Annotated in this window: 14 protein-coding genes; 12 read left to right on the top strand and 2 right to left on the bottom strand. The window is 64.1% G+C overall.

Annotated features, from left to right (window positions below; translation table 11 throughout):
- Positions 1-14 precede the first annotated feature (14 nt).
- Positions 15-1,031 carry an ABC transporter substrate-binding protein gene (locus HNQ95_RS21775; RefSeq protein ID WP_083948747.1) on the bottom strand — a complete coding sequence of 339 codons (1,017 nt, stop codon included), beginning with the start codon at positions 1,029-1,031 and terminating at the stop codon, positions 15-17.
- 385 nt (positions 1,032-1,416) lie between these two features.
- Here HNQ95_RS21775 and HNQ95_RS21770 point away from each other — a divergent pair, with 385 nt between their 5' ends.
- The 12 genes from HNQ95_RS21770 to HNQ95_RS21715 all read left to right on the top strand — a co-directional run bounded on the left by HNQ95_RS21770 (position 1,417) and on the right by HNQ95_RS21715 (position 17,045).
- Positions 1,417-2,448, top strand: a complete 1,032-nt coding sequence (locus tag HNQ95_RS21770) for a substrate-binding domain-containing protein (protein ID WP_067966154.1) — start codon at positions 1,417-1,419, stop codon at positions 2,446-2,448.
- An 88-nt stretch (positions 2,449-2,536) separates the two neighbouring features.
- Positions 2,537-4,072, top strand: a complete 1,536-nt coding sequence (locus tag HNQ95_RS21765) for a sugar ABC transporter ATP-binding protein (RefSeq protein ID WP_312870960.1) — start codon at positions 2,537-2,539, stop codon at positions 4,070-4,072.
- Between the two features lie 19 nt (positions 4,073-4,091).
- On the top strand, positions 4,092-5,078 hold the full coding sequence (locus HNQ95_RS21760; protein ID WP_154386425.1) for an ABC transporter permease: 987 nt from the start codon (positions 4,092-4,094) through the stop codon (positions 5,076-5,078).
- 22 nt (positions 5,079-5,100) lie between these two features.
- Positions 5,101-6,081: a sugar-binding transcriptional regulator gene (locus HNQ95_RS21755; RefSeq protein ID WP_067957907.1), complete on the top strand. Its 981-nt coding sequence runs from the start codon at positions 5,101-5,103 to the stop codon at positions 6,079-6,081.
- Positions 6,078-7,073 carry an aldo/keto reductase gene (locus HNQ95_RS21750; RefSeq protein ID WP_154386381.1) on the top strand — a complete coding sequence of 332 codons (996 nt, stop codon included), beginning with the start codon at positions 6,078-6,080 and terminating at the stop codon, positions 7,071-7,073. Before HNQ95_RS21755 ends, HNQ95_RS21750 begins: the two co-directional genes overlap by 4 nt.
- Positions 7,074-7,092: 19 nt before the next feature.
- On the top strand, positions 7,093-8,799 hold the full coding sequence (locus HNQ95_RS21745) for a glycerol-3-phosphate dehydrogenase/oxidase (protein ID WP_154386380.1): 1,707 nt from the start codon (positions 7,093-7,095) through the stop codon (positions 8,797-8,799).
- Positions 8,790-9,632: a class I fructose-bisphosphate aldolase gene (locus tag HNQ95_RS21740; protein ID WP_067957897.1), complete on the top strand. Its 843-nt coding sequence runs from the start codon at positions 8,790-8,792 to the stop codon at positions 9,630-9,632. Before HNQ95_RS21745 ends, HNQ95_RS21740 begins: the two co-directional genes overlap by 10 nt.
- Before the next feature lie 23 nt (positions 9,633-9,655).
- Positions 9,656-11,179: an FGGY-family carbohydrate kinase gene (locus HNQ95_RS21735; protein WP_154386378.1), complete on the top strand. Its 1,524-nt coding sequence runs from the start codon at positions 9,656-9,658 to the stop codon at positions 11,177-11,179.
- Complete coding sequence (locus HNQ95_RS21730; protein ID WP_182575234.1) at positions 11,176-12,792, top strand: GMC family oxidoreductase; 1,617 nt, start codon at positions 11,176-11,178, stop codon at positions 12,790-12,792. Before HNQ95_RS21735 ends, HNQ95_RS21730 begins: the two co-directional genes overlap by 4 nt.
- A gap of 437 nt (positions 12,793-13,229) precedes the next feature.
- Positions 13,230-14,237: an iron ABC transporter substrate-binding protein gene (locus tag HNQ95_RS21725; RefSeq protein ID WP_312870961.1), complete on the top strand. Its 1,008-nt coding sequence runs from the start codon at positions 13,230-13,232 to the stop codon at positions 14,235-14,237.
- 199 nt (positions 14,238-14,436) lie between these two features.
- Positions 14,437-15,954 (top strand): ABC transporter permease, encoded by a 1,518-nt coding sequence (locus HNQ95_RS21720; protein WP_246340928.1) that lies wholly within the window; start codon positions 14,437-14,439, stop codon positions 15,952-15,954.
- Positions 15,951-17,045, top strand: a complete 1,095-nt coding sequence (locus HNQ95_RS21715) for an ABC transporter ATP-binding protein (protein WP_182575237.1) — start codon at positions 15,951-15,953, stop codon at positions 17,043-17,045. Before HNQ95_RS21720 ends, HNQ95_RS21715 begins: the two co-directional genes overlap by 4 nt.
- A gap of 87 nt (positions 17,046-17,132) precedes the next feature.
- Here the strand turns inward: HNQ95_RS21715 and HNQ95_RS21710 are convergent.
- Positions 17,133-18,220 (bottom strand): aminomethyl transferase family protein (locus HNQ95_RS21710; RefSeq protein ID WP_182575238.1); only part of this gene is annotated, 1,088 nt, incomplete at its 5' end.

The following is an 18,220-nucleotide window of genomic DNA, read 5'->3' as shown; positions in this document are numbered from 1 at the left end:
CAACGCGGCCTGGGTCACTTCTTGCCCACCAGTTCGTTGGCGCGCTTCAGCAGGTCGCTGCGATAGACCGAGGAGATGTCGACGTCGCCCTTGTATTCGAGGTCGCCGCGCTTGCGGAAGAATGCCTCCTGCTCACGCACGGAGTTCAAGTCGATCGACCCGTCTTCCGAACGAATGGTGTAGGCTATGCCCTGCAGCAGCGATTTTTCCGTGCCGGTGTAGCGGGCGACGATGTCGAGCACCTTCTCGTCCTTCCAACCGCCATTGTCGAGCTGGCGCGCAGCCTTGAGATAGGCAGCGAGGAAATTGACGACGGCATCCTCGTGGCCCTCCACGAACTCCTTGTTGAACGCGATGAAGCCAAGTTCGGTGCCGAAGGTATGGTCCTCGACGAGGCGACGACCCAAGCCTTCGCGCTCGAGCTGCAGGGCGAAGGGTTCGATGCTCCAGCCGGCCTCGAGGCCGCCATTGGCGAAGGCGGCGGCAGTCGCAGGCGGCGGCAGGTAGATCGCCTCGACGTCGTCGACGGTCAGACCACCCTTTTCCAGCGCCTTGGCGACCGAATACATGCCAAAGCCGCCAGGCCCTGGAATACCGACACGCTTGCCCTTGAGGTCGGCGACCGTCTTGATGCCTTCGTCCCAGGCCTTCTGCGAGACCATGAAGGGCGACGGCGACGGCACGGTGTCGGGCATCTTGGCCGAGGTCGCGACGATGGCGACCGTGGCGCCCGCATTGATCGAATTGAACAGCCCGGCACCCCAGGTCGCAGCGCCCGCCTGGACGTTGCCTGAGGCCAGCATCTGGATCGTCTCGGCAGTGCCGCTCTTCGGCGACAGGGTCACGTCGACGCCGTATTCGTCGAAATAGCCGAGGTCCTCGGCGAGGAAGAACGGCGCATAGTCGGCAAAGGGCGAATAGAGGAATTCGATCTTCGGCTTGTCCTCAGCCAGCGCGCCGCTGGCGGCTCCGGCCAGAAGGCCCGCGGCGAGAGCCGAGACAATAAACCCGCGACGATTGACGGCAACCATGAGAACCCTCTCCATTGAGCGATCAGCCAGACTTTGATGTCCTGGATTTTGCAACTGATGCATCACATTGCGAAGGTGATATTTTCTAATTGGATTGGCAAGTGGAAAAATCTCATCCGCGAAGGTTGGCCATGGCAGCACGCTGGCACAAAGGTCTAGCTTTGTAGCGACCACAGAGACCCGACCAGCCCCGGCGCAAATTCAGAATCGCGAGGCTTGATCTGAAATATATTTCAGTATATGAATTTTATTGACATATGCTGGGTGAGCTGTAATCTCCAGACCGTCGGCTTTCGGGAGGAAGTCCGGCGGCAATCAATCCACATAGCGGCGCCTGGGGCGCCCGCGACGGTCATTGAGGATGGCTTCGGCCAAGGGAGGAAACTTGCGCAAATTTCTGAGCACGCTCGCAATCGCGGCGGCTGCGTCGACCTGTTTGGCTTCGACCCAGGCGCTTGCCGAAACCGCCAACCCGTTCAAATGCGAGCCGGGTGAGAAATACGTCATGAACGTCATGGTCTCGGGCGTCGAATACTGGTTCCCGGTCTATGAGATGTTCAAGCAGGCCGGCCAGCAGTTCGGTTGCGAGACGGAATACACCGGCACGCCCGAATACGACGTCAACAAGCAGATCGCCACCTTCGACCAGGCGCTCGCCCAGAAGCCGGCCGGCATCCTGGTCCACCCGATGAACTCCGACCCGTTCATCGAGCCGATCAACCGCGCCATCGAGCAGGGCACCGCCGTCGTCACCTTCGCGGCCGACTCACCCAACTCCAAGCGCACCTCCTTCATCACTTCGGACAATCTGGCCGAAGGCACCTATGCCGCCGATGCCGTCGCCAAGGCGATGGACGGCAAGGGCGAGTATGCCGTGCTGGAAAATCCCGGCCAGGACAACCACGACAAGCGCATCTCGGCCTTCATCGCCCGCATGGAAGCCAAATGGCCCGACATGAAGCTGGTCGGCCGCGCTGCCTCGAACCAGGACCCGACCAAGGCCTATCAGGCCGTTCTCAGCCTCGCCCAGGCGCATCCTGACCTCGGTGCGGTGTTCATGCCGGAAGCCAACTCGGCCATCGGCGCTGCCCAGGCGGCCAAGGAAGGCGGCGGCAAGATCAAGGTCATGCTCGCCGACGTCAACGCCAAGATCCTTGACATGATCAAGGCCGGCGAGATCTACGGTTCGGTCAACCCCAACCAGGGCATGCAGGGCTATATGGGCTTCATGCTGCTGTGGCTGGCCGCGCATCCCAACCTGATCGACCCGATGAACGACACGAAGCGGTCAGGCGCCAACGGCATGAGCGTGCCCTTCGTCGACAACGGCTTCTCCATCGTGACAGCCGAAAATGCCGACGACTTCTATTGGGACAAGTATCTCAAGCGTCGCGGCACCAAGGGCATCGAGGAATAAGGTCGCATCCCTTGCCGCTCGCGGCAGAAAACCCGGAAGGGGACCCCGGTCCCCTTCCCCTTTGTGGCGCCCATCGCAGGAGCATGGCGTGACCGAGACGCCCATTCTTGAAATACGCGGCCTGTCCAAGGCGTTCGGGCCGGTAAAGGCGCTCAGCGACGTGCAGTTCGAGCTCAAGCGCGGGGAGATCCATGCGCTGTGTGGCGAAAACGGCGCCGGCAAATCGACGCTGATGAACATGATCGCCGGCGTGCTGCAGCCCGACCGGGGCGAGATCCTGATCGACGGCACAAGCGTTTCGATCCCCTCGCCGGCGGCAGCCCAGCGTCTCGGCGTAGCACTCGTCCACCAGGAGATTGCGCTCTGCCAGGACGCGACGGTCGCCGAAAATATCTACATGGCCGCGATCAATGCCCGTCGCGCGCCGCTGATGAATTTCCAGAAACTCTATGCCGACGCGCAGAAGGTGATGGACCTGCTCGCGCCCATTCCGGTGCGCACCAAGGTCGCCGACCTCTCCATTTCCAGCCAGCAGCTCGTCGAGATCGCCAAGGCGCTGACGCTGGACTGCAAGGTGCTGATGCTCGACGAGCCGACCGCGGCGCTGACCGAAAACGAAGCGCAAAGGCTGTTTGCCATCGTCCGCGGCCTCAGGGATCGCGGCATTTCGGTGGTCTATATCAGCCATCGCATGGCCGAGATTTTCTCGCTCTGCGACCGTGTCACCGTCTTCCGCGACGGCCACTATGTCGCCACCGACCCCATTGCCAAAAGTTCGCCCGACGACGTCGTGCGCAAGATGGTCGGCCGCGAGATCACCCAGCTCTATCCCGACAAGCTGGCTCAGGAGCCGGGCCACAAGCTGCTTTCGGTCGAAGGCCTATCGGATGGCGACCGCTTCAGCGGCGTCAATCTTGAGCTCCGGGCCGGAGAAATCCTCGGTATCGGCGGCCTGATCGGCGCTGGCCGCAGTGAAATTGCCCAGAGCATCTGTGGCCTCAGGCCCGTGATGTCGGGCACCGTCGCGCTTGACCGCCAGAGCTTGCGCATCTCGAGCTACAGCGATGCCGTCAAGGCTGGCCTCGTCTATCTCTCCGAAGACCGCAAGGGCTCGGGCGTGTTTCTCGATATGTCGATCGCGGCCAATGTCTCCGCACTCGACCTGGGCAAGCTGACCGGTTCGCTCGGCCTGCTCGACCGCAAGGCCGAGGACAATCAAGCGACGGACCTGACCAGGCGCCTCGGCGTGCGTATGGCCGGCATCGATGCCAAAGTGTCGACGCTGAGCGGCGGCAACCAGCAGAAGGTGGCGATCGCCAAGCAATTGTCGATCGATCCCAAGGTCATCATCATGGACGAACCGACGCGCGGCATCGACGTCGGCGCCAAGGTCGAGATTCACCGCCTGCTGCGCCAGCTTGCAGCCAAGGGCACCGGCATCGTCGTCATCTCCTCGGAACTGCCGGAACTGATCGGCCTGTGCGACCGCGTGATCGTGGTGCGCGAGGGCCGCATCGCCGGCGAACTCGGCGCCGACGCACTCGGCGAGGAAGCCATCATCATGCTCGCCTCGGGCGTCCAGAACTCTTCAAATCAAGAAAAGCAGGCTCAAAATGTCACCTAGGGAAGCCGGAGAAACCGTGATGCATGCCGAGATCAAGGCACCCGACACCGCCGGGCGCATCAACTTCGCCCGCCTCGCCTCGATGCGCGAAGCCGGCCTGATCGTCATCATTCTGGCGCTGTGCATCGCCATGAGCTTTGCCTCGCCACACTTCCTGACATGGGGCAATTTCCGCGCCATGCTGATGAGCTTCTCGATCGAGGGCATCGTCGTGGTCGGTATGACCATCCTGCTGATCGTCGGCGGCATCGACCTGTCGGTCGGCTCGGTGGTCTGCTTCTCGATGGTGGTGTCGGGCGCGCTGTTCCTTGCCGGGCTGGACCCGTGGACGGCGAGCCTGATCGGCATCGGCACAAGCGCCTTGATCGGCGCTGCCATGGGCTTTTTCGTCACCGTGGTCGGGCTCAACCACTTCATCACTTCGCTTGCGGCGATGGTCATCGTCCGCGGCCTGTGCCTGGTCATCACCAAGGGCACGCCGCTGTCGCTGTTTTCGCTGCCACCGGAATTCAAGGCCATCGGCCAGGGCAGCCTCCACGGCCTGCCCTATGTCATCATCATCTTCGTCGTCGTCGTTGCGATCTTCGACTTCCTGCTGCGCCGCGCCACTGCCTTCCGCAAGGTGTTCTACACCGGCTCCAACGAGAAGGCGGCGCAGTTCTCCGGCATCAAGACCAAGCAGGTGAAGTTCTGGGTGACGGTGCTGTGCTCGACCCTCGCCGGGCTGGCGGGTGTCATCTACATGGCCCGCTTTGGTGCTGCGACGCCCACCTTCGGCGCCGGCATGGAGCTCAACATCATCGCGGCGGCGGTGATCGGCGGCGCATCTCTCAATGGCGGCTCGGGCACCATCTTCGGCGCCATTCTCGGTATGGCACTGCTCTCGGTGGTCACCAGCTCGCTGATCCTGCTCGACGTCTCCGTCTACTGGCAGGACATGATCAAGGGCTGCATCCTTCTAGCGGCCGTCTCCATCGACCACTTCCTGCACCGCAAGAAGTCCTGAGCATCAAGCACGAGACACCATCATGGCTCCCCCCAACACCCGCGACGACATATCGACCGTCCGCCAGATGCACCAGGCACTCGTGCTCCACTATGTCGAGGGCAAGACCCAGGCCGAGATCGCCAAAGAACTCGGCATCTCGCACGCCACCGTCAACCGGCTGATCAAGCGCGGCCACCAGCTCGGCCTCGTCGAGATCAAGATCAAGTCGCCGATCGACCATCTCGTCGACATCGAGACGCGTCTTGTCGCGCTCGGCGGCATCGAACGCGCCGTCGTCGTACCCTCGGTATCCGACAATCCGCAGACCGCGCTGCAGCGGGTCGGCGAGGCCGCCGCCCGTCTGCTGCTCGACACCATCAAGGATGGCGACACCATCTCGATCACCGGCGGCAAGGGCGTCAGCGCACTTGTTGCCGGGCTGAAGCCCGGTCGCAGCTATGATGTCGAGGTCATCCCGGCCACCGGTCTCGTCCAGGGCAAGCACTACACCGACGTCAACCACGTCGCATCGCTGATGGCCGACAAGCTCGGCGGCCGCGCCTACCAGGTGCATGCGCCCTTGTTTGCCGACACGCCGGAACAGCGCGAAATGCTGATGGGCGTGCGTTCCGTTGCCGATGTCTTCCGCAAGGCGCGCGAGGCAGATGTGGCGGTTGTCGGCATCGGCTCGATCTTGACCGACGACTCCAGCTATTACGACCTGCACCCATCATCGAGCGCCGACCGGCAGGCCATCCAGCAGTCGGGCGCATCGGGCGAGTTGCTCGCCCACCTGATCGACAGTCGCGGCAAGCTTTGCGGCTACGCCCTCAACCGGTCGCTGGTGTCGCTGACCTTGGATGAATTCGCCACCATACCGCGCTCGATCGGCATCGCCAGCGGGCCGAGCAAGGCCGCGCCCATCCTCAGCGCCATGCGCGGCAACCATCTCGACACCATCGTCACCGACGAGGCGACAAGCCTCCAGATTCTCGACCTTGCCGAACAGGAGGCAGCATGAGCTCCCGACAGATCCAACGCCCCATTGGCCGCTCCGGCGTCTCTGCTTCGGCCGTCGGCCTCGGCACCTGGGCGATCGGCGGCTGGATGTGGGGCGGCACCGACGAGCAGGCCTCGATCCGCGCCATCGAAGCCTCGATTGAATCAGGCATCAGCCTGATCGACACCGCGCCTGCCTATGGCCTCGGCCGCAGCGAGGAGATTGTCGGCAAGGCGATCAAGGGCAAGCGCGACAAGGTGGTCATCGCCACCAAATGCGGTCTCAACTGGCATTCCGGCAAGGGCAACCACTTCTTCGACCAGGATGGCAAGCCGGTGCACCGCTATCTCGGCGCCGACGGCATCGCCCACGAGATCGAGCAGAGCCTCAACCGCCTCGGCACCGACTACATCGACCTCTACATCACCCACTGGCAGGATCCGACGACGCCGATTGCTGAAACGATGGCGACGCTGGAAAAGCTCAAGGCAGCGGGCAAGATCCGCGCCATCGGTGCTTCCAACGTCAGCGCCGAGGACCTCGAGCTTTATGTCTCCGCTGGCCAGATCGACGCGATCCAGGAACGCTATTCGATGATCGATCGTGAGATCGAGACCAGCCTGCTGCCGATCACCCAGCGCAACGACATCGCCACGCTCAGCTACTCCTCGCTGGCGCTCGGCCTGTTGACCGGGATGATCGATCCTTCGCGTGAATTCACCGGCGATGACCAGCGCAAGGGCAATCCACGTTTTTCCGCCGCCAACAGGCAGAAGGTGGCAAAGCTCAAGCAGGCCATCGCGCCGGTCGCTGAACAGCACAAGGCGTCGATGGCCCAGATCGTCATCGCATGGACACTCGCCCAGCCCGGTATCACTTTCGGCTTGTGCGGCGCGCGCACAGCCGAACAGGCGCTCGACAATGCACGGGCCGGCGAGATCACGCTTGGCACGAACGAATTGGCAATCATCGACACGGCAATCGCCGCGCATCTCACCGCCATGGATGCCTGAGCGAAAAGGCACAGCCCACATGAACCGCAACGACACACTCGCCGCTCTGCGAGAGCGGCCCGATATTGCCGTGCTGGTGATAGGCGGCGGCATCAACGGCATCTCGGTGTTCCGCGAACTCGCGCTGCAAGGCGTCGACGTCGTGCTCGCCGACAAGGGCGACTATTGCTCAGGCGCCAGTGCTGCACTGTCGCGCATGGTGCATGGCGGGCTTCGCTATCTCGAAAACGGCGAGTTCAAGTTGGTGCGTGAATCGCTGGTCGAGCGCGACCGGCTGCTCAAGAACGCCCCGCACTATGTCGCGCCGCTGCCGACGACGGTGCCGATCTTCGACACCTTCTCCGGCATCGCCAACGGCGCGGTCCGCTTCCTCGGCCTGACGCGCAATCCCAGCCGCCGCGGCGCGCTGGTGATCAAGGCCGGACTGACCATGTACGACCTGTTCACGGCAGCACGGCGATTGATGCCGAAGCACCGCTTCCGCGGCCGTGCCGAAACCCTCAAGACATGGCCCGCGATCAATTCCGATATCCGCAGCTCCGCCACCTATTACGACGCCTGGGTCAGCCGTCCCGAGCGCCTCGGCCTGGAGATGTTGTTCGACGCATTGGCATCGAGCCCCACCGCGCACGCCCTGAACTATGCCGCGGTCGCCGCATCCAACGACGGCCTCGCCCTTACCGACAGCTTGACCGGCGAGGTCCTGCAGCTCCGCCCCAAGCTGATCATCAACGCCACCGGTGGTTGGATCGACCTCACCAACAAGGCCATTGGCGCGGCCGCCCCGCGCATGATGGGCGGTACCAAGGGCTCGCACCTGATCGTCGACAATGCCGAGCTGCATGACGCGCTTGGCGGCCACATGGTCTATTACGAGAACGAGGATGGCCGCATCTGCATCCTGTTTCCTTATCTCGGCAAGGTGCTGATCGGTTCGACCGACATCCGCGTCGATGATCCCGACCAGGTCCGCTGTGAGGACGACGAACGCAGCTACATCCTGCAGTCGCTCGCTTTTGTTTTCCCCACGATCGTGATCGCCGAAGAAGACATCGTCTTCCGCTTTGCCGGCGTGCGCCCCTTGCCTGCCAGCGACGACAGCTTCACCGGGCGCATTCCGCGCGACCATTTCTGCGAGTTCGTGGAACCAAGCGGCGGCCTGCCGGCGACCTTGTGCATGATCGGTGGCAAGTGGACGACCTTCCGCTCCTTCGGCGAGATGGCGGCCGACATGGCGCTCGAGCGCCTCGGCCTGACGCGCCATACCGGCACCCAGGACCTCGCCATCGGTGGCGGACGAGAATTTCCCGCCGCCTCGGATGCATGGTGCGCAAAGCTGGCGGAACAGCACGGTCTCAATATCGAACGCGCGCATGCCCTGCTTGAGCGTTACGGCACCTCGGCGGTCGATTTCGCGGCTGCCTCCGACCCGATGCTGGTGGGCTCCGACTATTCGACCGGCGAAATCCGCATGATCGTCGAGCGCGAGCAGGTCGAATGCCTCGCCGACATATTCCTGCGCCGCACAACCATCGCCATTTCGGGCGGGCTCAACCTCCAGCTCATCGAGGCCGTGCTCGCCATCCTGGCCAACCACAAAGGCTGGAGCGCCGCCGAGGCCGCCGCCGAGCGCAGCGCCTTTCTCGCCTTGCTCGCCCATCAGCACGGCATCGCACTTTCCGATCTCTCCCAGACGAACGACAAAAGGAGCGCCCTATGCGCCTGAACCACAAAGTCCGCATGAACAGGCTGTTCGGCGGTGGCCGCTGCCTCGACGTCGCCATCGATCACGGCGTCTGCAACGAACCGAGTTTCCTCAATGGGCTTGAGGACATGGCAAGCGTCGTCGGTCAGCTGGTCAAGGCTCGTCCCGACGCCATCCAGATGAACTACGGCCAGGCCGACCTGCTGCAGACCGTTCCGGGCAAGGACAAGCCCGCACTCGTGATGCGCATCGACATGGGCAATCCCTACAACAAGATCCGCCATCGGGCGATGTGGGCGGTGCTTCAGAACGAGGCCGAGCCTTTGCTCGGTGCGATCGAGATGGATGCGGCCTGCGTCGTGGTCAATCTGTTCATGCTGCCGGATGAGCCCGACCTGTTCCGGCAATGCGTCCAGAACATCGCACGCGTCCGCGCCGACTGCGAGAAATACGGTCTGCCGCTGATGATCGAGCCGCTGGCGATGCTGCCCGTCGACCAGAGCGGCGGCTACATGGTCGACGGCGATGCCGAAAAGATCGTCACGCTGACCCGCCTCGCCCGCGAGATGGGCGCCGACATCATCAAGGCCGACCCGACCACCGATCCCAACGACTTCCACCGCGTGGTCGAGGCGGCACGCTGCCCGGTCCTGGTGCGTGGCGGCGGCAAGGAGGATCTGCGCACAGTCTTCGACAAGTCGGCGGCGCTGATGTCGCAAGGCGCGATGGGGATGGTCTATGGTCGCAATATCTACCAGCATGCCCATCCGAGCGCGGTCGTTCGCGGACTGATGGCGATCATCCACGACGGCGCGGATGGTGCCACAGCCTTCGACCTGTACAAGCAGGCTTGAAGCAGCGGCATCGGGAGGAGCCAATGGGCACGTACATTCTTGGCCTAGATGCGGGCAACACCGTCATCAAGGCGATCATCTTCGACACGTCAGGGCGCGAACTTGCGCTCGCCGCCCGCGACGGCCGCTCCTGCATGCCGAAGCCAGGCCATGTCGAACGCGACCTCGACGAGCTCTGGCGCAACGCCATTGCCGTCATCGGCCAGTGCATCGACCAGGCCGGCATCGACGCCGGTGACATCGTTGCCATCGGCTGTGCCGGACATGGCAACGGGCTCTATGCGCTCGACCGCGACGGCGCTCCGCTGATCGGCATCCAGTCGCTCGACACGCGCGCCATAGGCATCGTCGACGAATGGGGCGAACAGAATGTCGGTGACCGCACCTACGCCCATTGCCTGCAAAAGCCGTGGGCGGCACAGACGCCCACCCTGCTCGCCTGGATCAAGCGCCATGCGCCCGAGCTTTTCAGCCGCATCGGCACGGTGTTTCTGTGCAAGGATTTTGTCGTCAACCGGCTGACCGGCGCACGCTCCACCGATACGTCTGATATGTCTGGCTGCGGCCTGCTTGAAATGCCCAGCCGCCGCTACGCTCAAGACCTGCTTGCCGCTTACGGGCTTGGCGACTGCATGGAGCTTCTGCCGCCTGTGCTGGAATCGGCCGAGATCGCCGGCCACGTCACGCCAGAGGTCGCGGCCCAGACCGGCCTGCGAGCCGGCACGCCAGTGGTGGCAGGCCTGTTCGATGTAGTTGCCAGCGCTGTCGGCTCGGGCGTCACCCGCACGGGCGCAGCCTCGATCATCGCCGGCACCTGGAGCATCAACCAGGTCATTACGGACGAGCCGATCCGCGACCCTTCGATTTTCATGCTGTCGACCTTCGACCCCAGGCGCTATCTGGCGATCGAATCGAGTGCCACCTCGGCCGCCAATCTCGAATGGATCGTCCGCGAGTTCTTCGAGCATGGCCATGACGGCGACGCTTCGCCGTTCGAATTGTGCAGCGAACTCGTCGCGTCTGTCGACCCCGATGGCGACATTCCGATCTACCACCCCTTCCTCTATGGCTCGCAGCAGAACGGCCACGCCCGCGCCGGATTCTACGGCGTCGCCGGCTGGCACACGCGCGGCCATATGTTGCGCGCCTTGTTCGAGGGCGTTGCCTTCGAGCACAAGCGCCACGTCGAGACCTTGTGCAAGGCGGGTGCCATCTTCGACGAGGTCACATTGTCGGGCGGCGGCTCGCGCAGCGCCGTCTGGCCGCAGATCTTCGCCGACGTGCTCGGCGTTCCGGTCACCGTGGCTCGCAGTCGCGAGACCGGCGCGCTGGGCGCCGCCATTGCCGCCGCGACCGGCTTTGGCCTCTTCGCCGACTATGCTGAAGGTGCGACGGCGATGACCTCGGCCGCCCGCCACTATACGCCCAATGGCGCGATTGCCCCTGTTTATGCCAGGCGCTATCGATTGTATGGCGAGATCAACCAGGCGATGGCCCCGATTTGGCAGCGCATCGCCATTGAGCAGTCCAAGCAGGCACCGCAGTGACCGAAGCATCCTCCTCATTTGGCGACTATGACTACGTCATCGTCGGCGCAGGCTCCGCCGGTTGCGTGCTTGCCAATCGGCTGTCCGCCGATCCCCGCAATCGCGTGCTTTTGCTCGAAGCCGGTGGTTCCGACCGCTATCACTGGGTCAACATCCCGATCGGCTACCTCTACTGCATGGGCAATCCGCGCACCGACTGGCTGATGAAGACCGAACCAGACGCCGGCCTCAATGGCCGCAGCCTGAACTACCCCCGGGGCAAGGTGCTGGGCGGCTGCTCGTCGATCAACGGCATGATCTACATGCGTGGCCAGGCCGCCGACTATGATGGCTGGCGCCAGTCCGGCAATGTCGGTTGGGGTTGGGATGATGTGCTGCCTTACTTCCTGAAGTCGGAAGACCATCATGCCGGCAAGAGCGCCATGCACGGGTCGGGCGGCGAATGGCGCATCGAAAAACAACGCCTGTCCTGGCCGATCCTCGACGCCTTCCGCGACGCCGCCGAGGAACTCGGCATCCCGCGCACCGACGACTTCAATACCGGCACCAACGAAGGTTCCGGCTATTTCGAGGTCAACCAGCGGGGCGGCGTGCGCTGGAACACCTCCAAGGCCTTCCTGCGCGGCATAACCGACCGCAGCAACCTGCGTGTCGTCACCGGCGCCGAGACCGAGCAGCTCGAATTCGACGGCAGGCGCGTTACCGGCCTCGTCTTCCGCAAGGACGGCCAGTTGCATCGCGTCAAGGCAAGCCAGACAATCCTCGCCGCCGGCGCCATCAACTCGCCAAAGATTCTCGAGCTCTCCGGCGTCGGCCGGCCCGAGCTGCTTTCAGGCCTCGGCATCGAAATCCGTCACGCGCTGGCCGGCGTCGGCGAAAACCTGCAGGACCATCTGCAGATCCGGACCGTGTTCAAGGTAACGGGGGCGGCGACGCTCAACCAGCGCTACCACAATCTGTTCAGCCGCGCCGCCATGGGGCTCGAATATGCGGTGAAGCGCAGCGGCCCGCTGTCGATGGCGCCGAGCCAGCTCGGCATTTTCGCCAAGAGCGATCCGCGTCTCGAAACGCCCGATCTCGAATATCACGTTCAGCCGCTCAGCACTGATCGGCTGGGCGAACCGTTGCACCGCTTTCCAGCCGTCACGGTGTCGGTCTGCAATCTGCGTCCCGAAAGCCGCGGCAGCGTGCACATGGCTTCATCAGACGCGCGCGAGGCAGCGAAGATCAGGCCGAACTATCTCTCCACCGACGGCGACCGCAGCACCGCCATTGCCTCGCTGCGCCATGTCCGCCGCCTGATGAAGGCCAGGGCCGTCGCGCGCTTCGCGCCTGAGGAAGTGCTTCCAGGGACCCAGTACGACAGCGACGCCGATCTCATCCGCAAGGCCGGCGACATCGGCACGACGATCTTCCACCCGGTCGGCACCTGCAAGATGGGGTCTGACACAATGTCCGTGGTCGACGACCGCCTGCGCGTCCACGGCCTCGACGGATTGCGTGTCGTCGACGCCTCGATCATGCCGACGATCGTTTCCGGCAACACCAATTCGCCTGTCATCATGATCGCCGAGAAGGCAGCCGAAATGATCCTCGGGGACCGCCGCGCCTAGCCGCAGATCGTCTGGGCCAAAAGAAAATCGCCTGGGGCAATGCAATCGTGACGCACTGGAACGGGGTCACGATTTGCAGCCGATTGTCTTGACCGCCCCGCCACGCGGTGCGGCGTCGGCACAAATTTCCAAGAAACGCCGGCTAACGGCGGATCTGGCGGTCGGGGTCCAACGCTTTCTCCACTTGCGATCAACATAGCACCAGTCCGACAGGCCTGGCTTGTTCGAGTAACGTCTGACTTCGCGACAGCGAATGACTTCGCTCAAGTTTCCAGCAGCCTTCTCGATACGGCCCAGCTCCCAGCATCGTTCACCGAATGCGCCTCGCCAACGCCTTCCCTGGCGTCGACATGTCCATCCATGTTGACTACGCTACTCATGTATTGCTGCCGCCTGTCCGGCCCAGCATACACCTTCAGCTTCCAAGGAGTGCCCCCGTGAAGTCCACCCATTTCGCTTTGACCAGCGCCGCCCTGCTGTTGGCCCTCTACGCCTCGTCCGCTCTGGCGCAGGATGCCAAAGGCATCGTCATCTATAACGCCCAGCACGAAAGCCTGACCAACGAGTGGGCCGAAGCCTTCACCAAGGAAACCGGCATCAAGGTGACGATCCGCAAGGGCAGCGACACCGAGTTCGGCAACCAGATCGTCGCCGAAGGCAAGCTGTCGCCGGCCGACGTCTTCCTGACCGAGAACTCGCCGGCCATGGCGCTGGTCGACAATGCCGGGCTGTTCGCGCCTGTCGATGCCGACACGCTGGCGCAGGTGCCCGAGGAATTCCGTCCCGCCAACGGCCACTGGACCGGCATTGCCGCGCGCAGCACCGTCTTTGCCTATGACAAGACCAAGCTCACCGCCGACAAGCTGCCGAAATCGCTGCTCGATCTGGCCGGTCCGAGCTGGAAGGGTCGCTGGGCGGCCTCGCCGTCGGGCGCCGATTTCCAGGCCATTGTCGGCGCGCTGCTCGAACTGAAGGGCGAGGCAGCCACCGTCGAATGGCTGAAGGGCATGAAGGCCAATTTCACCGCCTATCGCGGCAACAGCACCGCCATGAAGGCGGTCAATGCCGGCGAGGTCGATGGCGCCGTGATCTACCACTATTACTACTATGGCGATCAGGCCAAGACGGGCGAGAACAGCAAGAATGTCTCGCTGCATCTGTTCAAGAACCAGGATCCTGGCGCCTTCGTCAGCATCTCTGGAGGTGGGGTCCTCGCGTCCAGCAAACACCCCAAGGAAGCCCAGGCGTTCCTCAAGTGGATCACTGGCAAGACCGGCCAGGGCATCCTCAGGACCGGCACCTCGTTCGAGTATGCCGTCGGCACCGGCGACGAGTCCAACCCGGAGCTCACCCCACTCAAGGACCTGCAGGCGCCGAAGGTCGAGGCCTCGAAGCTCGACAGCAAGAAGGTGTCCGAGCTGATGACGGCGGCCGGGCTGCTCTGAATGCCACTGCGCCAATCAAGCTCCCGCAACACGGTCGCGGGAGCTTTTGCACCTGAAGGGCTTGCCAAGACGGCGGAATTCCTTCACCGGATGGTCATCTATTCCTCGCCGCGAGGCGAACCGGGAGCCTGGAGTGACGCCTTCGTCGGCTGAATATCATCCTTCGCGGCCATCGACCCCAGCCGCAGCCTGGTCCCGCCTGCTGCCGACATCCTGGATCGCGGTCGCGGCGGTGCTGGTGTCGCTGTTTGCCCTTTTGCCGCTCGGCTTCATCATCTGGGTTGCGATCCAGACCGGCTGGACCTCAGTTGCCCAGCTGGTGTTCCGGCCACGCGTCGGTGAACTCTTGGTCAACACGCTTTCGCTCGTCATCCTCGTCGTGCCGATCACCGCGCTTTTGTCGGTGGCCCTGGCCTGGCTGACCGAACGCAGCGACTTGCCCGGCGCACGTTTCTGGTCGGGGCTGTCGGTAGCGCCGCTCGCCGTTCCCGCCTTCGTCCATTCTTATGCCTGGATCACCCTGTTTCCATCCATGCACGGCCTTTTCGCCGGCGTGCTGATTTCGGTCATCGCCTATTTTCCCTTCATCTATCTGCCGGTGGCAGCGACGCTGCGCCGGCTCGATCCGGCGCTAGAAGACGCTGCCGCCTCGCTCGGCAACACCCCTTGGCGCGTTTTCCTTCGGGTCGTCCTGCCCCAGCTCAAGCTCGCCGTGCTGGGCGGCGCGCTGCTCGTTGGCCTGCACCTGCTTGCCGAATACGGCCTCTATGTCTTCATCCGCTTCGACACCTTCACCACCGCAATCGTCGACCAGTTCCAGTCGACCTTCAACGGACCGGCGGCCAACATGTTGGCCGGCGTGCTGGTCGTCTGCTGCCTCGTGCTCCTGGCGCTCGAAGCCATGCTGCGCGGCGGCGAGCGCTACGCCCGCGTCGGCTCGGGTGCTGCGCGCACCGCTGTGCGCACAAGCCTCGGCCGCGCCACCGTGCCTTGCCTCGCCTTGCCACTGATCACAGCATCACTGGCGCTCGGCGTGCCATTCCTGACCGTCGGCCGCTGGCTCGTCGCCGGTGGCGCCGGGGTCTGGAACCTCGATGTCATTAGCCTCGCGCTGTGGCAGACGCTCGTGCTGGCGCTCGGCGGCGCGCTGCTCACCGTCGCCATCGCCATTCCAATGGCGTGGCTGTCGATCCGCCGCCCAGGCCCACTGCCGCGCCTGCTCGAAAGCTGCAACTACATCGTCGGCTCCTTGCCCGGCGTGGTCATCGCGCTCGCTCTGGTCACGGTCACTGTGCGTGTCGCGATGCCGCTCTACCAGACCGTCGCCACCATCCTTGCCGCCTATGCGCTGATGTTCCTGCCCCGGGCGCTGGTGTCGCTGCGCGCCAGCATCGCCCAGGCTCCGGTCGAGCTCGAACAGGCGGCCGGCAGCCTCGGCCGCAGCCCGCTGCGCGCGCTGTGGTCGACGACGGTGCGCCTCTCCGCGCCGGGCGCCGCCGCCGGCATTGCCCTGGTCGGGCTTGGCATCACCAATGAACTCACCGCCACCCAGATGCTCGCGCCCAACGGCACCCGCACGCTCGCCATGGCCTTCTGGGCGATGAGCAACGAACTCGACTATGCCGCAGCCGCACCCTACGCACTGATCATGGTGGTGATGTCGCTGCCCTTGACCTGGCTCCTTTATGTACAGTCGCGACGGATGGCCGGCCGATGAGCTTTCTTCACCTGCATGGCCTGCGCAAAGCCTATGGCAATGTCACCGCCGTCGACGGCATCGAGCTTGCGGTCGCAGTCGGAAGCCGCACCGCCATCGTCGGCCCCTCGGGCTGCGGCAAGACCACACTGTTGCGTCTCATCGCCGGTTTTGAGGCCCCCGATGCCGGCAGCATCGTGCTTTATGGGACCGAACTCGCGGGCAATGGCGATGTCGTGCCGGCGCATCGCCGCGGCATCGGCGTGGTGGCGCAGGACGGCGCGCTGTTTCCCCATCTCAGCATCGCCGACAATATTGGCTTCGGCATGAAACGCGACGAGGATGCGCGCGACGAACGCATCGCCGACCTCGCTTATGTCGTCGGCCTCGACAGGGGCATCCTCAAGCGCCGCCCGCACCAGCTCTCCGGCGGCCAGCAGCAACGCGTGGCACTCGCCCGTGCCATGGCGCGCAAGCCGCGCCTGATGCTGCTCGACGAACCGTTCTCGGCTCTCGACACGGGCTTGCGCGCCTCGATGCGCAAGGCCGTCGCCGAACTGCTCGAACAGGCCGGCATCGCCACGATCCTGGTCACCCACGACCAGGCCGAGGCCCTGTCTTTCGCCGACCAGGTCGCTGTCATGCGCGACGGCGCCTTCTCGCAGGTCGGCGCGCCACGCGACCTCTATCTGCGCCCGAAGGACCGGATGATCGCCGAGTTCCTCGGCGACAGCATCATCCTTCCGGCGCGTATCTCAAGCGGCATCGCCGAATGCGCCATCGGCCACATCGGCGCTGACAGCACGAGCCCGCGCGACGTCGCCCGTATCATGCTGCGCCCGGAGCAGGTCTTCCTTGAGCCGGCGTCGCGGGCAGACGTCGCCAATACCCCACCCAACGTGGTCTTCGGCGAGATCATCGAGGCAGAGTTCGCCGGCTCGGTAAGCACTGTCGCGTTGCGTGTACTCAACAGTCTCGACCCGCCCGACGCCGCCGTTATCGGCAACCACCCGCTCATCCTGCGCCGGTCCTTCGTCGACGCGCCAACGGTGGGCGCGATCGTACGGATCAGTGTCCACGGCAAGGCCCACGTCTTCGATGGCACCGCCTGATCAGGCTGATCCCGCCGCTACCAACAGAAAGCCCCGCGATTGCGGGGCTTTTGCGTTGTCGAAGGTGATGTGTGGTGCCGGTTGCGCCTACGAGCGTGGGCGTTCCTTCTTGGGATCGTAGTGGGCGAACGGCACGATCCTGGCCGGCAGGCGCTTTTGCTGGCCGTCGAGCTTGCCGACCTCGACCTCGGTGCCGATCTCGGCATGTGCTGCCTCGATGCGAGCGAGTGCGATGTTCTTGCCGAGGATCGGCGAGCGCATCGACGAGGTGACGATGCCGATCTGGGCGCGGCCGATATGGACGCAGTCGCCATGGCCGACAGCGACATTGGCGTCGATGTCGAGGCCGACAAGCTTGTGGATCGGGTTGTCCTTGCGCCGGATCAGTGCCTCGCGGCCGATGAAGTCGTCGGTCTTGGTCTTCAAGGGCACGGTGAAGCCGATGCCGGCCTCGAACGGGTCGGTCTGGTCGGAGAACTCGTAATTGGCAAAGATCAGGCCGGCCTCGATGCGCACCATGTCGAGGGCTGCAAAGCCCATCGGCTTCAAGCCATGCGGCTGGCCGGCTGCCCACACCGCGTCGAAGACGATCTCGGCATCGCGCGGATGGCACCAGACCTCATAACCGAGCTCGCCGGTGTAGCCCGTGCGCGACACCACCACAGGGACACCCTGTGCATCGCCGATGCGGCCGATGGTGAAGCGGAACCATTCGAGCTCACTGAGCGCCGGCTGGTGCGGCGGCGTCCAGACGATCTCCTTCAGGATGTCGCGGCTGTTCGGGCCCTGGACGGCGATGTTGTGCATCTGGTCGGTCGAGGAGCGGACCAGCACCTTGAGGCCGAGTTTCTCCGCCTGCTCGCGCAGCCAGACGCCGGAATAGTCATCGCCGCAGATCCAGCGGAAATTGTCCTTGCCCAGACGCAGCAGCGTGCCGTCGTCGACCATGCCGCCATGCTCGTAGCACATGGCGGTGTAGACGACCTGACCGACACCGAGCTTCTTGACGTCGCGGGTCAGCGTGTACTGCATCAGGGCTTCGGCATCAGGGCCGGTGACCTCGAACTTGCGCAGGGCACTGAGATCCATCACCACCGCCTTCTCACGGCAGGCCCAGTATTCGGCGATGGCGCCCTCCTTGGCGAATTCCTGCGGCAGCCAGAAGCCCTTGTATT

The sequence above is a fragment of the Aminobacter ciceronei genome (assembly GCF_014138625.1).
Taxonomy (GTDB): Bacteria; Pseudomonadota; Alphaproteobacteria; order Rhizobiales; family Rhizobiaceae; genus Aminobacter; species Aminobacter ciceronei.
This window is presented reverse-complemented; position numbering and strand designations above follow the sequence as displayed.